This is a genomic window from Streptomyces sp. DSM 110735, assembly GCF_016482685.1.
GTDB lineage: Bacteria > Actinomycetota > Actinomycetes > Streptomycetales > Streptomycetaceae > Streptomyces.
In genome coordinates this window covers 71247-85360 of record NZ_JACYHF010000025.1, presented here as the reverse complement: position 1 = coordinate 85360, position 14114 = coordinate 71247, and the positions used below count along the sequence as shown (strand labels likewise).

13 protein-coding genes are annotated in these 14114 nt (G+C 72.7%); 6 read left to right on the top strand and 7 right to left on the bottom strand.

The window, feature by feature from the left end; all coding sequences use genetic code 11:
- Both IF655_RS27585 and IF655_RS27580 read right to left on the bottom strand, forming a co-directional pair.
- A partial coding sequence (locus IF655_RS27585) for a sugar phosphate nucleotidyltransferase (protein WP_199587848.1) occupies positions 1 to 206 on the bottom strand: 206 nt, incomplete at its 3' end.
- Positions 203 to 2002 carry a DUF5941 domain-containing protein gene (locus IF655_RS27580; RefSeq protein WP_199587847.1) on the bottom strand — a complete coding sequence of 600 codons (1800 nt, stop codon included), beginning with the start codon at positions 2000 to 2002 and terminating at the stop codon, positions 203 to 205. The genes IF655_RS27580 and IF655_RS27585, both read right to left, overlap by 4 nt.
- Positions 2003 to 2319: 317 nt before the next feature.
- On the opposite strand from IF655_RS27580, the gene galE reads away from it, so the two are divergent.
- The 3 genes from galE to idi all read left to right on the top strand — a co-directional run bounded on the left by galE (position 2320) and on the right by idi (position 5216).
- A complete protein-coding gene (gene galE, locus IF655_RS27575) occupies positions 2320 to 3288 on the top strand; it encodes a UDP-glucose 4-epimerase GalE (protein WP_199587846.1) in 969 nt (322 codons plus the stop codon).
- A 149-nt stretch (positions 3289 to 3437) separates the two neighbouring features.
- Positions 3438 to 4376: a cation diffusion facilitator family transporter gene (locus IF655_RS27570; RefSeq protein ID WP_199587845.1), complete on the top strand. Its 939-nt coding sequence runs from the start codon at positions 3438 to 3440 to the stop codon at positions 4374 to 4376.
- Between the two features lie 246 nt (positions 4377 to 4622).
- Positions 4623 to 5216 (top strand): isopentenyl-diphosphate Delta-isomerase, encoded by a 594-nt coding sequence (gene idi / locus IF655_RS27565; protein ID WP_199587844.1) that lies wholly within the window; start codon positions 4623 to 4625, stop codon positions 5214 to 5216.
- Positions 5217 to 5249: 33 nt separating this feature from the next.
- Here idi and IF655_RS27560 read toward each other — a convergent pair whose 3' ends face one another.
- Positions 5250 to 5747 (bottom strand): ATP-binding protein, encoded by a 498-nt coding sequence (locus IF655_RS27560; protein WP_206776522.1) that lies wholly within the window; start codon positions 5745 to 5747, stop codon positions 5250 to 5252.
- Between the two features lie 267 nt (positions 5748 to 6014).
- On the opposite strand from IF655_RS27560, the gene IF655_RS27555 reads away from it, so the two are divergent.
- From IF655_RS27555 to IF655_RS27550, 3 genes are all read left to right on the top strand, one after another.
- The gene (locus IF655_RS27555) at positions 6015 to 6770 is read left to right on the top strand and encodes an enoyl-CoA hydratase/isomerase family protein (protein WP_199587842.1); all 756 of its coding nucleotides are present in this window, start codon (positions 6015 to 6017) and stop codon (positions 6768 to 6770) included.
- A 160-nt stretch (positions 6771 to 6930) separates the two neighbouring features.
- A complete protein-coding gene (locus IF655_RS31575) occupies positions 6931 to 7053 on the top strand; it encodes an LPFR motif small protein (protein WP_307815087.1) in 123 nt (40 codons plus the stop codon).
- Between the two features lie 101 nt (positions 7054 to 7154).
- Positions 7155 to 9578, top strand: coding sequence for a Tex family protein (locus IF655_RS27550; protein WP_199587841.1), 2424 nt, complete (start codon positions 7155 to 7157; stop codon positions 9576 to 9578).
- An 83-nt stretch (positions 9579 to 9661) separates the two neighbouring features.
- On the opposite strand, the gene IF655_RS27545 is transcribed toward IF655_RS27550, so the two are convergent.
- From IF655_RS27545 to IF655_RS27530, 4 genes are all read right to left on the bottom strand, one after another.
- The gene (locus IF655_RS27545) at positions 9662 to 11302 is read right to left on the bottom strand and encodes an ABC-F family ATP-binding cassette domain-containing protein (RefSeq protein WP_199587840.1); all 1641 of its coding nucleotides are present in this window, start codon (positions 11300 to 11302) and stop codon (positions 9662 to 9664) included.
- Positions 11303 to 11348: 46 nt separating this feature from the next.
- Positions 11349 to 12377, bottom strand: coding sequence for an oxidoreductase (locus tag IF655_RS27540; protein WP_199587839.1), 1029 nt, complete (start codon positions 12375 to 12377; stop codon positions 11349 to 11351).
- Between the two features lie 165 nt (positions 12378 to 12542).
- Entirely contained in the window at positions 12543 to 13370 is an 828-nt protein-coding gene (locus IF655_RS27535; RefSeq protein WP_199587838.1) for an MOSC domain-containing protein, read from the bottom strand.
- 50 nt (positions 13371 to 13420) lie between these two features.
- A complete protein-coding gene (locus IF655_RS27530; protein WP_199587837.1) occupies positions 13421 to 14089 on the bottom strand; it encodes an O-methyltransferase in 669 nt (222 codons plus the stop codon).
- Positions 14090 to 14114 lie beyond the last annotated feature (25 nt).

Genomic DNA, 14114 nt, shown 5'->3' with positions numbered 1-14114 from the left:
CGGGCGTACACGGCTTCCTTGCGGTAACCGACGATGACACCGACCTCGGTCAGACCCACCTCGGCGAAGTTGCCCAGGGTGAGGTCGAGAACGGTGAGCGACTCCTCGTCGCCCTCCGGTCCGACCGGCACGAGCGCCTTGGGCAGCGTGTCGGTGTAGGGGCGCAGACGCCGTCCGGCGCCGGCCGCCAGCACGAGGCCGATCATGCGGTTTCTCCTTCGTCGTGAACGGCGGGCGCCCCTGCGGACACCCAGAAGCGGATGCTCTCGGCGAGCACCAGCAAGGCGATGACCACGGCGAGGACCGTGAGCGCGACGGTGAACTGCGAGGCGGTCAGCAGCGCGGCGAGGACGGCGACGAGCAGGACCCGCCCCTCCTGACCGCCGGTGGCGCACACGAGCCACGCGGGCGGCGCGCCGGCGCCGCCGCGGATGCGGTACACCGTGTCGTAGTGATGGTAGGCGACGGCCGCGACCAGCCCGAACGCCGCCGGAAGGGCTCCCGGTACGTCGGCCTTCGCCGCGAGGATCAGGACCGTGCTGTATTCGGCGGCCCGGAAGAACGGCGGGACCAGCCAGTCGAGGGCGCCCTTGAGGGGACGCTCGACGGCCTCGGCGGAGAACAGGACGTAGAGACCGGCGGCGACGACGAACGTCCAGCTCGCCCCGAACAGCGCGGCCGACCCGACCAGGACCACGGCGCCGAGAGCGGCGCAGAGGGGGGCCAGGACCGTGAGCCTGACCTTGCCCGGCCGCCCCCGGGTGAGCAGCCGGGTGAGGGGACCGCTGTCGGTGAGGTCCGCCAGCGCCTGGGCGGCGCGGTCGGTGCGCCTGGCCTTGCGGGTCACCGAGCGCAGCACGCGGCCCGCCGTGGTGTACGTCGCGGCCAGCGCGCAGCCGATCAGGAGCACGTAGAAGGTGATGCGGGGCGTGGTCGCGGCGGTGAGGACGGCGATCATGGCCCAGCGTTCGCCGATGGGCAGGACGATCATCCGGCGCAGCCACACGGTCCAGCCGACGCTGTCGAGCCGTCCGGAGAGGGCGGCGGTGGGGCTGGTGTTGGCGGTGGCGTCGTGGTTGGCCTCGTTGAAGGAGAAGTCCACGACGTGGCGGCAGGTCTGGAGGATCATCGCGCCGAGCGCGAGGGCCCAGACGTCGTCGCCGCCGCGGGCCGCGCCGAGGGCGAGACCGGCGTAGTAGGCGTACTCCTTGGCGCGGTCGAAGGTGGCGTCGAGCCAGGCGCCGAGGGTGGAGTACTGCAGGGAGTAGCGGGCGAGCTGGCCGTCGGTGCAGTCCAGCACGAAGGAGGCGATCAGCAGGACACCGGCGGCGACGAATCCGGCGCGGGTGCCCGTCGCGGCCGAGGCCGCCGCTATGAGCGCGGTGAGCAGCGAGGCGGTGGTGACCTGGTTCGGGGTCAGACCCCGGCGGGCGCACCAGCGGGCGATGTAGCGCGAGTACGGGCTGATGCAGTAGGTGGTGAAGAAGCCGTCCCGGGACTTCACGGCGGACCTCAGGCGTACGGCCTCGTCGTCGACGGCGGCGACGGCCTGCCGGGCCTCGTTGCGGGTCTGGGGGTCGGCGGGGACGGTGGCGACGAGGCTGCCCAGCTCGGGGCGGTGGACCTCGCCGTAGTCGGCGTCCAGGGCGGTGACCAGGCGGTCGGGCAGGCTGTCCACGGCGACGGCGGTGCCGCCGCCCGCGGTGGTCTCGCGGGTCAGGGCGCGGCTGAGCGCCTGGCGGGCGGTGGCCTGCGCGGTGACGGCGCCGGGTACGGCGGCGAGCGGGAAGCGGGGGTCGGTCAGACCGAGGCGCAGCGCGTGCGGGTGGCCGACGAAGCGGGCGTCGACCAGGGCGACGCGGTGGCTGGCCGGGACGGTCGCGAGCAGGGTCTCGGCCTCGGAGGCGTCGGCGGCCACACGCACGTCGAAGCCGAGGGACCGCAGATCGCTTTCGAGAGACGATCCGGGTACCGGCTGACCGGTGACGATGGCGGTCGACAACCGAACTCAACTCCCTGGGTGCCGGCGCGTCGGCGCCGGTCGCTTGCGTGATGCGTGGTGGGGCGCCCTGCCTTCGGCACCCTGGGCGGCATGTCGGCAGAGGCTATCCGATCGGCCGGAGCCGCCGTTCACCGGGCGTTCACGGCCCGGCCCTCGCGGGTCCGCCGCGGAGTCCGCCCCGCCCATGCCGCGATCATCATCGGGGATGCGGGGGCCGCCCCACAAACCGCGGGGCGCAGACCCGGGCATCGCGGGACAGAGGGGCGGCGGTCCGGGCTCTGCCGGGGTGCGTGCGGGGCGGCATAGGGTGGGCGACCATGACGTGGCTGATCACCGGCGGAGCCGGATACATCGGGGCACACGTGGCGCGGGCGCTGGCCGGTGCCGGGGAGAGTGCCGTGGTGCTCGACGACCTGTCCGCCGCCGTGCCGGAGCGGCTGCCCGAGGGGGTGCCGCTGGTCGAGGGCTCGACGCTGGACGGGGATCTGCTGAAGCGGGTGCTGGCCGAGCACGGGGTGAGCGGTGTGGTGCATCTCGCGGCGCGCAAGCAGGTCGGGGAGTCGGTGGCGGAGCCCACCCGTTACTACCGGGAGAACCTCGGCGGTCTCGGCACGCTGCTGGACGCGATGGCGGAGAGCGGGGTGCGACGGCTGCTGTTCTCGTCCTCGGCGGCGGTGTACGGCAACCCGGACGTGGACCTGATCACCGAGGACACCCCGTGCGTGCCGGTGAACCCCTACGGCGAGACCAAGCTGGCCGGTGAGTGGCTGGTGCGGGCGGCGGGCCGGGCGCACGGCATCGCGACGGTGTGCCTGCGCTACTTCAACGTGGCGGGAGCCGCCGCCCCGGAGCTGGCGGACACCGGTGTCTTCAACATCGTCCCGATGGTCTTCGACCGCCTCACCCGCGGCGAGGCGCCCCGGATCTTCGGCGACGACTATCCGACCCCGGACGGCACCTGTATCCGCGACTACATCCACGTCGCGGACCTCGCGGACGCCCACCTCGCGGCTGCCCGCCGCCTCTCCGACGGCACCTTCACCGGCGACCTCACCCTGAACATCGGCAGCGGCGAGGGCGTCTCGGTCCGCGAACTGATCACCGTGATCGCCGAGGTCACCGGCGAAACAACCCCGCCCCTCGTCGAACCCCGCCGCCCCGGCGACGCCCCCCGAGCCGTCGCCTCCGCCACCCGAGCCCACACCGAACTGGGCTGGCAGTCCCGCCGGGACGTCCGCGAGATGGTCACCTCGGCGTGGGAGGGGTGGCGGCACCACCACGGGTGAAGCGCCCCCGGCCACCCGCACCTCTCTGACCTGCGAATCGTTTCCGCAGGTCAGAGCATATGACAACGGTATTCAGTGCCGCGTTGCCCCGCAGGCGCCGGGCGTTGTTCACTGTGAGCCGGTGGGCAGACGGAAGGGTGGTCTTCGGCATGGGGGCAGGGCACGACCACGGTCATGGGCACAGTCACGCGCCCACGGGGACGGCGGCGGCTGCCTATCGGGGGCGGCTGCGGGCGGCGCTGGGGATCACGCTCATCATCATGGTGGTGGAGATCGTCGGCGGGTTCCTCGCGGACTCGCTCGCGCTGATCGCCGACGCGGCCCACATGGCGACCGACGCGGTCGGGCTGGTGATGGCGCTGCTCGCCATCCACTTCGCGGCGCGCCCGCCCAGCGCCAACCGCACCTTCGGCTACGCCCGTGCCGAGATCCTGGCGGCTCTGGCCAACTGTCTGCTGCTGCTCGGGGTCGGCGGGTACGTCCTCTTCGAGGCGGTGGAGCGGTTCGTCCACCCCGCGGGGACCGAGGGCGGGCTGATGATCGTCTTCGGTGCGATCGGTCTGGTGGCGAACTCCGTCTCGCTCCTGCTGCTGATGGGCGGGCAGAAGGACAGTCTCAATGTGCGCGGCGCCTTCCTGGAGGTCGCCGCCGACGCGCTCGGCTCGGTCGCGGTGATCGTCTCGGCGGCGGTCATCCTGGCCACCGGCTGGCAGGCGGCCGACCCGGTCGCCTCGCTGGTGATCGGTCTGATGATCGTGCCGAGGACGGTCAAGCTGCTGCGCGAGACGCTGGACGTGCTCCTGGAAGCCGCCCCGAAGAACGTGGACATGGCCGAGGTGCGCACGCACATCCTGGAGCTGGACGGCGTGGAGGACGTGCACGACCTGCACGCCTGGACCATCACCTCGGGTCTGCCGGTGCTCTCCGCGCACGTGGTGGTCAGCACGGAGGTGCTGAACGCGATCGGCCACGAGAAGATGCTGCACGAACTCCAGGGCTGCCTCGGCGACCACTTCGACGTGGAGCACTGCACCTTCCAGTTGGAGCCCGGCGGCCACGCGGAGCACGAGGCGCGGCTCTGCCACTGACGGCGACCCGAGGGGCCGACCCGAGGGGTCCGCACCCGGCGCCCGGTCCCGGTGGCGTACGTTGACGGTGCGCACCCGTGTGCGAGGGCTTGCCGAGGTTCCCCGCACCGGGCGCCGGGCACGATGTGCTTCCGGGCCCCGCTTCCGCCCCACCTGGCACGGGACATGCGGACGTGCCGGGAAGTGTCGGGAGTGCCGGATTCGTACGGCAGACTTGGGGTGCGAAGACCGAGGCGAAGGATGGGTATGCCGATCACACCTGCCACCGAGACGCACAGCTCGTCGAACGGCACCACACAGCCGATTTTGCTGGAACTGGTCGACGAGAAGGGCGTGACGATCGGCACCGCGGAGAAGCTCGCGGCCCATCAGCCGCCGGGACAGCTCCACCGGGCGTTCTCGGTGTTCCTCTTCGACGAGCGGGGCAGGCTGCTGCTCCAGCAGCGCGCGCTCGGCAAGTACCACTCCCCCGGTGTCTGGTCCAACACCTGCTGCGGTCACCCGTACCCCGGCGAGGCTCCCTTCGCGGCGGCGGCCCGGCGGACGTACGAGGAGCTGGGTGTCTCCCCGTCGCTGCTGGCCGCGGCGGGCACCGTCCGCTACAACCACCCGGACCCGGCCTCGGGTCTGGTGGAGCAGGAGTTCAACCACCTCTTCGTCGGTCTGGTCCAGGAGCCCGTGACGCCGGACGCGGAGGAGGTCGGGGAGACCGCGTTCGTCTCCGCCGCCGAGCTGGCGGAGCGGCACGCCCGTGAGCCGTTCTCGGCGTGGTTCCTGACCGTCCTGGACGCCGCCCGCCCCGCGATCAGGGAACTGACCGGTCCCTCGGCGGGCTGGTAGCACCCGGGCGGGTCCGAGGGACCGGGGGCGGTCTCACCGCTGGAGCGCGGGCTTGAGCGGCAGGGCCGCCCAGATCACCTTGCCGCCGCTCGCCGTGTGCTCCACGTCGACCGTGCCGCCCGCCTCCCGCGCCACCTCGCGCACGAGCAGCAGACCGCGTCCGCCGGTCTGGCCGTGGTCCGCCTCCAGGGCGGTCGGGCGGTAGGGGTGGTTGTCCTCCACCGACACCCGCACCCACTCCGCGCCGACGGCCACCTCCACGGCGAGCATCGGCGACAGCAGCGCCGCGTGCTTGACCGCGTTCGTGACCAGTTCGGAGACGATCAGCAGCAGCCCGTGCGCCACGTCGTCGGCGACGGGAACGCCCTGGCGCAGCAGCAGATCGCGCACCGCGTGCCGGGCCTGCGGGACCGAGGCGTCCACGGTGGCCGCGGTGAACCTCCAGACCCCTTCGTACGGCAGTGTTCCGGGCGCCGGCGGGGCGCCCTCCTGCGCTGGGCGCGGCACGCTCCCACGCCCGTGGTTGTCCATCGTCCGGTCGCCACCCTCGCGCTCGATTGTCACCACACGTCGAGTGTTGGTAATGATCGGCTCCGCACCGGATGACTGAACAGAAGTCAGCGGGTATCGAACGTTTTCGACCGTTCGCGTATGACCTGGTCGTCCGCGCGACTGTTCCTGTCTCCCGGACGCCGGTTCCCGAACTCTTCGGGTTGTACGGGTTTGGTCCCGGTGCCGATTCGGACCACGCGCCGGGGGCTTACCGGCGGGACGGACCGGGTCGGTACGATCCGCCGCATGGAGCCGCAGTTGTCGTACCGGGTCGCCGGTCACGTCGCCACCGTCGTCATCCGCAACCCGGCCAAGCGCAACGCCATGACCGCCGCGATGTGGCGGTCGCTGCCCCCGCTGCTCGACCGGCTCGCCGCCGACGCGGACGTACGCGCGCTGGTGCTGACCGGCGAGGGCACGACCTTCTGCGCGGGCGCCGACATCTCCTCGCTCCGGGAGGGACCCCAGGAGGCGCAGGGGCTCGCGGTGGCGGCCGAGGAGGCGCTCGCCGCGTTCCCGAAGCCGACGCTCGCCGCCGTCCGGGGGCACTGCGTGGGCGGCGGAGCCCAGCTCGCGGCTGCCTGTGATCTGCGCCTTGCGGAGGAGGGGACGCTGTTCGGGGTGACCCCGGCGAAGCTCGGCATCGTCTACCCCGCCTCCTCCACCCGGCGCCTGGTGTCGCTGGTGGGCCCGGCGACCGCCAAGTACCTGCTGTTCTCGGGCGAGTTGATCGACACCGAGCGGGCCCTGCGCACCGGTCTGGTGGACGAGGTGCTGCCCGCCGGGGACCTCGACAAGCGGGTGGACGCGCTGACCGGGGTCCTGGTGTCCCGCTCGCGGCTGACGCAGGCGGCGGCGAAGGAGTTCGCGGACGGCCGCACCGACCGCGACGCCCACTGGGCGGAGCGGGCCAGCGCCGCGTCCGACACCGCCGAGGGCGTCACCGCGTTCCTGGAGCGCCGGGCACCCCGCTTCACCTGGAGCGTGCCCGCGCCGGAGTGATCCGGGCGCGGGGCGTGGGCGGCGGCCGACGGGGTACCCGGACCGGCCCGGACGCCTGTCGTCCGGGAGAAGTCCGGGAAAACCCGGAACACCCGGCCCCGGGACCTCGGGGAATCCCCGCAGGGGTCCGGGTGGAGCCCGCGAGAAGGGAGAACCCATCGTGTTCCGTGCCATCGCCGACGTACTGCGCCAGATCGGCGGAGCCATCGCGACCGTCGTCACCCTGCCGTTCCGGGCGCTCGCCCGGCTGTTCGGGGGCGCCTCGGGCGGCAGCCGCGCCTGAGGGTCGCGCGCGACGGGCCGCCGGAGCGCCCTGCCGTCCGGATGTCGGTGTCACCTGCCACAATTGCCGCGCAACCTCAGTGGAGAAGGCGGTACGGGATCGTGACGACACCCCTCACAGCGTCCATCGAAGGCAGGATCGCCGGGGAACTCGGCGTACGGGAGCGGCAGGTGAAGGCCGCGGTGGAGCTGCTGGACGGCGGTTCGACGGTGCCCTTCATCGCCCGCTACCGCAAGGAAGCGACCGAGATGCTCGACGACGCGCAGTTGCGCACGATCGAGGAACGGCTGCGTTATCTGCGGGAGCTGGAGGACCGGCGGGCCGCGATCCTGGAGTCGGTGCGCGAGCAGGGCAAGCTCACCGAGGATCTCGAAGCCCGTATCCGGGGCGCCGAGACCAAGGCGCGCCTGGAGGACATCTATCTGCCGTACAAGCCCAAGCGGCGCACCAAGGCGCAGATCGCCCGCGAGGCGGGTCTGGAGCCGCTGGCCGAGGGGCTGCTGACCGATCCGTCGGTCGACCCGGCTGCCGCCGCTGCCGCGTTCGTGGACGCCGACAAGGGCGTCGCGGACGCGCAGGCCGCGCTGGACGGCGCGCGGGCGATCCTGACCGAGCGTTTCTCGGAGGACGCCGACCTGATCGGTGAGCTGCGCGAGCGGATGTGGACGCGCGGGCGCCTGGCGGCCAAGGTGCGCGAGGGCAAGGAGGAGGCGGGCGCCAAGTTCGCCGACTACTTCGACTTCACCGAGCCGTTCACCGAGCTGCCCTCGCACCGGATCCTGGCGATGCTGCGCGGCGAGAAGGAGGAGGTCCTCGACCTCGTCCTGGAGCCGGAGGAGCCGACCGAGGGTCCCTCGACGTACGAGGGCTTCATCGCGACGCGGTTCGGCATCGCGGACCGGGGGCGCCCGGGCGACAAGTGGCTGGGCGACACGGTCCGTTGGGCCTGGCGCACCCGGGTGCTCGTGCACCTCGGCATCGACCTCAGACTGCGGCTGCGCACGGCCGCCGAGGACGAGGCGGTGAACGTGTTCGCCGCCAACCTGCGCGACCTGCTGCTCGCCGCCCCGGCCGGCACCCGCGCCACGCTCGGTCTCGACCCCGGTTTCCGTACGGGCGTGAAGGTAGCCGTGGTCGACGCGACCGGCAAGGCTGTCGCCACCGATGTCATCTATCCGCACGTCCCGGCCAACAAGTGGGACGAGGCGATCGCCAAGCTGGCGCGCCTGGCGAAGGAGCACGCGGTCGACCTGGTCGCGATCGGCAACGGCACCGCCTCCCGCGAGACCGACAAGCTGGCCACCGAACTCATCGCCAAGCACCCGGAGTTGAACCTCACCAAGGTGATGGTGTCGGAGGCGGGCGCGTCGGTGTACTCGGCGTCGGAGTACGCCTCCCGCGAGCTGCCCGGCATGGACGTGTCGCTGCGCGGCGCGGTCTCCATCGCGCGCCGTCTCCAGGACCCGCTGGCCGAACTGGTGAAGATCGACCCGAAGTCGATCGGTGTCGGGCAGTACCAGCACGACCTGTCCGAGGTGAAGCTGTCGCGCTCGCTGGACGCGGTGGTCGAGGACTGTGTGAACGGCGTCGGCGTGGACGTCAACACCGCGTCCGTACCGCTGCTTTCGCGGGTGTCCGGGGTCTCCGCCACCCTCGCGGAGAACATCGTGGCGCACCGCGACGCCAACGGTCCGTTCACCTCCCGCGCCCAGCTCAAGAAGGTCTCCCGGCTCGGCCCGAAGGCGTACGAGCAGTGCGCGGGCTTCCTGCGCATCCGGGGCGGGGACGACCCGCTGGACTCCTCCAGCGTGCACCCGGAGGCGTACCCGGTGGTGCGGCGGATGGTGAAGACCTCGGGTCAGGAGGTCGCCTCGCTGGTCGGCAACACCGGTGTGCTGCGCTCGCTGCGCCCCGCCGACTTCGTGGACGACACCTTCGGTCTGCCGACGGTCACGGACATCCTCAAGGAGCTGGAGAAGCCGGGGCGCGACCCGCGTCCGGCGTTCAAGACGGCCACCTTCAAGGAGGGCGTGGAGAAGATCTCCGACCTGTCCGCCGGGATGGTGCTCGAGGGCGTGGTGACGAACGTCGCCGCCTTCGGCGCGTTCGTGGACATCGGCGTCCACCAGGACGGTCTGGTGCACGTGTCCGCGATGTCGAAGACGTTCGTCAAGGACCCGCGGGACGTCGCCAAGCCGGGTGACATCGTCAAGGTGAAGGTCCTGGACGTGGACATCCCGCGCAAGCGGATCGCGCTGACGCTGCGGCTGGACGACGAGGCGGCGGCGCAGGGTCAGGACGGCAAGGAGCGGCGCGGCGGCGGCTCCCGTCCGCCGCAGCAGCGGCGGGGTCAGGGCGGTCGCCAGGGACAGGGCCAGGGACAGGGACAGGGACAGTCCGGTCGGCAGGGGCAGGGGCGCGGTGGTGACCGGGGCGGTCGTCAGGCGCCCGCTCCCGCCAACAGCGCGATGGCGGACGCGCTGCGCCGCGCGGGGCTGCTGAACCCGGGCAACGGGCGGGGCTGAGCCGCATGGGGAGCCGGGCGGGTGTGGTTCGCCGCCCGGCGCCGATGGACACCGGGGGAGCCTGTGGGGCTCCCCCGGCGGGCCTAGCGCTCCGTCACCTTGCCGTCCGCGACCTCCAGGCGGCGGTTGACCTTGACCGCGTCGAGCATCCGGCGGTCGTGGGTGACCAGGAGGAGCGTGCCGTCGTAGGCGTCGAGGGCGGACTCGAGCTGTTCGATGGCGGGCAGGTCGAGGTGGTTGGTCGGCTCGTCGAGGACGAGCAGGTTGACGCCCCTGCCCTGGAGGAGGGCGAGGGCGGCGCGGGTGCGTTCGCCCGGGGAGAGGGTCGCGGCGGGGCGCAGCACGTGGTCGGCCTTCAGCCCGAACTTGGCGAGCAGGGTGCGGACCTCGGCCGCCTCGGTGTCGGGCACCGCCGCCTGGAACGCGGCGAGCAGGGTCTCGGGACCGTGGAAGAGACCGCGCGCCTGGTCCACCTCCCCGACCAGGACGCCGGAGCCGAGCGTGGCGTGTCCCGCGTCCAGCGGGACACGGCCGAGCAGGGCGCCGAGCAGGGTGGACTTGCCCGCGCCGTTGGCGCCGGTGACGGCGATGCGGTCGGCCCAGTCGATCTGGAGCGTGACCGGACCGAAGGTGAAGCCCTCGCGCCGTACCTCGGCGTCGCGGAGGGTCGCGACGACCGCGCCGGAGCGGGGCGCGGAGGCGATCTCCATGCGCAGCTCCCACTCCTTGCGGGGCTCGTCGACGACCTCCAGGCGCTCGATCATGCGCTGGGTCTGGCGCGCCTTGGCGGCCTGCTTCTCGCTGGCCTCGCTGCGGAACTTGCGGCCGATCTTGTCGTTGTCGTTGCCCGCCTTGCGCCGGGCGTTCTTGACGCCCTTGTCCATCCAGGAGCGCTGTGTCTGGGCGCGGTCCTGGAGGGCGGCGCGCTTGTCGGCGTACTCCTCGTAGTCCTCGCGGGCGTGCCTGCGGGCGACCTCGCGCTCTTCCAGGTAGCCCGCGTAGCCGCCGCCGTAGAGGTTGATCTGCCGCTGGGCGAGGTCGAGTTCGAGGACCTTGGTGACCGTGCGGGTGAGGAACTCGCGGTCGTGGCTGACGACGACGGTGCCCGCGCGCAGTCCGGTGACGAAGCGCTCCAGGCGCTCCAGCCCGTCGAGGTCGAGGTCGTTGGTGGGCTCGTCCAGGAGGAAGACGTCGTAGCGGGAGAGCAGCAGCGAGGCGAGTCCCGCGCGGGCCGCCTGGCCGCCGGAGAGGGAGGTCATCGGGCGGTCGAGGTCCACGGCGAGACCGAGCGAGCCCGCGATTTCCTCGGCACGTTCGTCCAGGTCGGCGCCGCCGAGGTGGAGCCAGCGGTCCAGGCTGGTGGCGTAGGCGTCGTCGGCGCCGGGCGCGCCGTCCACGAGCGCCTGGGTCGCCTCGTCCATGATCCGCTGCGCCTCGGCGACGCCGGTGCGGCGGCCGAGGAACTCCCGCACGCTCTCCCCCGGCCTGCGCTCCGGCTCCTGCGGCAGGTAGCCGACGGCGGCGGTGGGCGGGGAGAGCCGCAGCTCGCCGTCCTCGGGCGGGGTGAGCCCGGCGAGGAGCCTGAGCAGCGTGGACTTGCCCGCGCCGTTGGCACCGACCAGCCCGATCACGTCCCCGGGGGCGACGACGAGGTCGAGTCCGGAGAAGAGGGAGCGGTCGGCATGGCCGGCGGCGAGGTTCTTGGCGACGAGGGTGGCAGTCATCAGGGGGCCGATTTTAATGTCCGGCGAAGGGCGGTGCGGCCAGGCGTCAGGGGGCGGCCGGTGCCGTCAGGACCGTCCCGGTCGTGCGGGCCACCACGTACGCGTTGCCGCGTACGGCTCTCGGGTCCAGCGGGAGGTGGTGGGTGCCCGGGGTGAGGATCTCGTCGAGGAGTTCGCGCACGTGGACGCGGTGGAGGCGGTCGCGGCGGTAGGCGAGGAGGCGGACCCGGCAGGCGGTGGCCACGTCGAGCGCGGCGGTGTGGCGGTCGGCGGTGAGGGCGGTGATCCGGCGCGGGCGGAGCGCGTCGCGGTCGAGCGCCTGCTCGGTCTGGGCGACGAGGAGCGGGACGATCGGCGCGAGCGCGTCCACGTGGGCGGTGTCGACCCCGGCGCGGGTGAACACCTCGCGTACGGCGGCTCGTTGGGGCTCGGGGACGCCGGGGGCGTACAGCACGGCGTCGTAGCGGCGCAGTTCCTCCGCGGGCACGTCGTCCACCTCGGGGGTGACGTCGGCGCCGACGCCGGTGCCGCGCAGGGCGGCGGCGAGGCGGGCGGGGGTCCCGGCGCGGGGTCCGATCACCAGGACGTGGGGGCGGGGCGCGGGCGCGGTGTCCGGGCGGTCGAGCAGGGCGGTGAGGGCGGCCCGGTAGGCGGGAGCCCGGAAGCGGAAGGGTCCCGTGCCGCCGTAGCCGTCGCGCACCGGTTCGGCGTGCTCGCCGTCCTGCCAGGCGAAGTCGCGCCAGACGACGTCGCCGTCGTCCCGCTCCACGACGGCGGTCAGCGCCCCGCACGCCAGGTCCGCGCACTCGGGGCACCCGTACACCACGAACCGCCCGCCGGGCAGCGGGGGTTCGCGCTCCAGGAGCAGCCCCCGCACCTGCGCGGCGAGCACCTCGGGCGGCACGTCGGAGGCGAGCGGGGTCACCGCGTCGAGGTCGGGGAAGCGGAACAGCAGGGGCTGTCCGTCCACGACGAAGTCCGTGAAGTCGCGGTGGATCTGATAGCCGCCGTCGGGCAGCACGCCGCCCGCGCGGAACGCCGGTACCAGGCCGAAGGTCGCGTAAGCGGCAGACATGCTGCGAGTATCCCGGCGCCGAGGGGATCGGGAGCCCGCCGGGAGGGGACTCTCGGCACACCCGTCGCACGGTGGCCGGAATTCCCTTGGTCCGCACGGGGCGACGGCCGCACGCGTGGTCGAGGGTGTACCTGTTCGTACGGCACTGGACGGCCCCGCGGCGGTCTACAGCTCCGACTCGCCCCATCCGCCGACGACCGCCTCGTCCCCCACGGACACCTTGCCCGGGCGCAGTACGGCGAACTTCGTGCCGAAGGCGACTCCGCCCTCTCTCGCGCGCCGGTATGCCGCGAGGGTGCGCAGCGGTTCGGGTCCCGATCTCGCGCCGGTCTCCTGGTCGACCATGGTGACGGCGCAGCGGATGGCGAGCTTGGCGTAGCCGAGTTCGGCGGCGCCGAGGGTGAGGAGCAGGACGCGGTCCTCGGTGTGGGGCTCGTCCCAGCCGTCGATGACGACGTTGGGGCGGAAGCGGCTCATCGGCAGCGGGGCGGCGCCGCGCTCCGCCAGTCTCCGGTTCAGTTCGTCGAGGGTGGCGCGGGAGACGACGTGCAGGGCGCAACTGTCGGCGTAGCCGGAGGTGCCCGGTGTCCGGCCGTCGGTCACCCGGTCGTGGTCGGGCGGGACGCGGACCAGTCTGCTGGGCGTGCCGAGCGCCTGGGACAGCCAGTCGGCCACGGTGTCGCCCTGGTCGATGCCCCGGTAGGCGGTGCCGAACAGGTCGACGGGCCGGGCGGCGCCGGAGGCGTCCACGGCGACGCGCACGGTGCCGTGACCCGGTGCGTGGAGGATGAGCCGGTCGCCGCCGGGGGTGACCTCGGGCTGGATCAGGGCGAGTCGCGGGTCGCGTCGCTGGGTGCGGAAGACGCCCTCCTCGCTGACGACCATGAAGCTGCGGTCGTGTGCGAGCCCGGCGGGTGTCAACTGGGCTTCCGCCACCGGGACTCCGGCGCAGCCCTTGACGGGGTAGTACGTCAGGTGGGTGACGGTGGCCATGTGCGCCTCGGGCTGCTCGGTCCGGTCAACTGTCGGTCTGGGTAAGCCGGTTACTCGGTGACGAGGGCCAGCGTGAACCCGTCGTACCCCTTGGACCCGACGGTCTGGAGTGTCGTCGCGGTCAACTGGGCGTGTTCCGCGATGAGTTCGGTGAAGGTGCGGACTCCCTGGACGCGGGGGTCCTCGCTCGCGGGGTCGGTCACCGCGCCCTCGCGTACGACATTGTCCCCGATGATGACGCTGCCGGGCCGGGTGAGTCGCAGCGCCCAGCGCAGATACTCGGGGTTGGACGGCTTGTCCGCGTCGATGAAGACCAGGTCGAAGGGACCGACGCCCTCGTCCGCGAGCACCGGCAGGGTGTCGATCGCCTTGCCTACGCGCAGGTCGACCAGGTGACCGACCTCGGCGGCGGCGATGTTGGCGGCGGCGACCTCGGCGTGGTGCGGGTCGGCCTCCAGGGTGATCAGCCGCCCTCCCTCGGGCAGGGCGCGGGCCAGCCAGATGGTGCTGTAGCCGCCGAGGGTGCCGATCTCAAGGACCGAGCGGGCACCCTGGATACGGGCCAGCAGATGCAGCAACTTGCCCTGGTTCGGGGCGACCTGGTGCGGAGGGAGCCCGGCCGCCTCGCTCTCCTCGGCCGCGCCCCGCAGCGCGGCGTCCTCCTCGACCAGCAGGCCGTTGAAGTAGTCGTCCACGGCGTTCCAGAGCTTCTGCGACACGGTAGGTTCCCTTTCGATACTGACC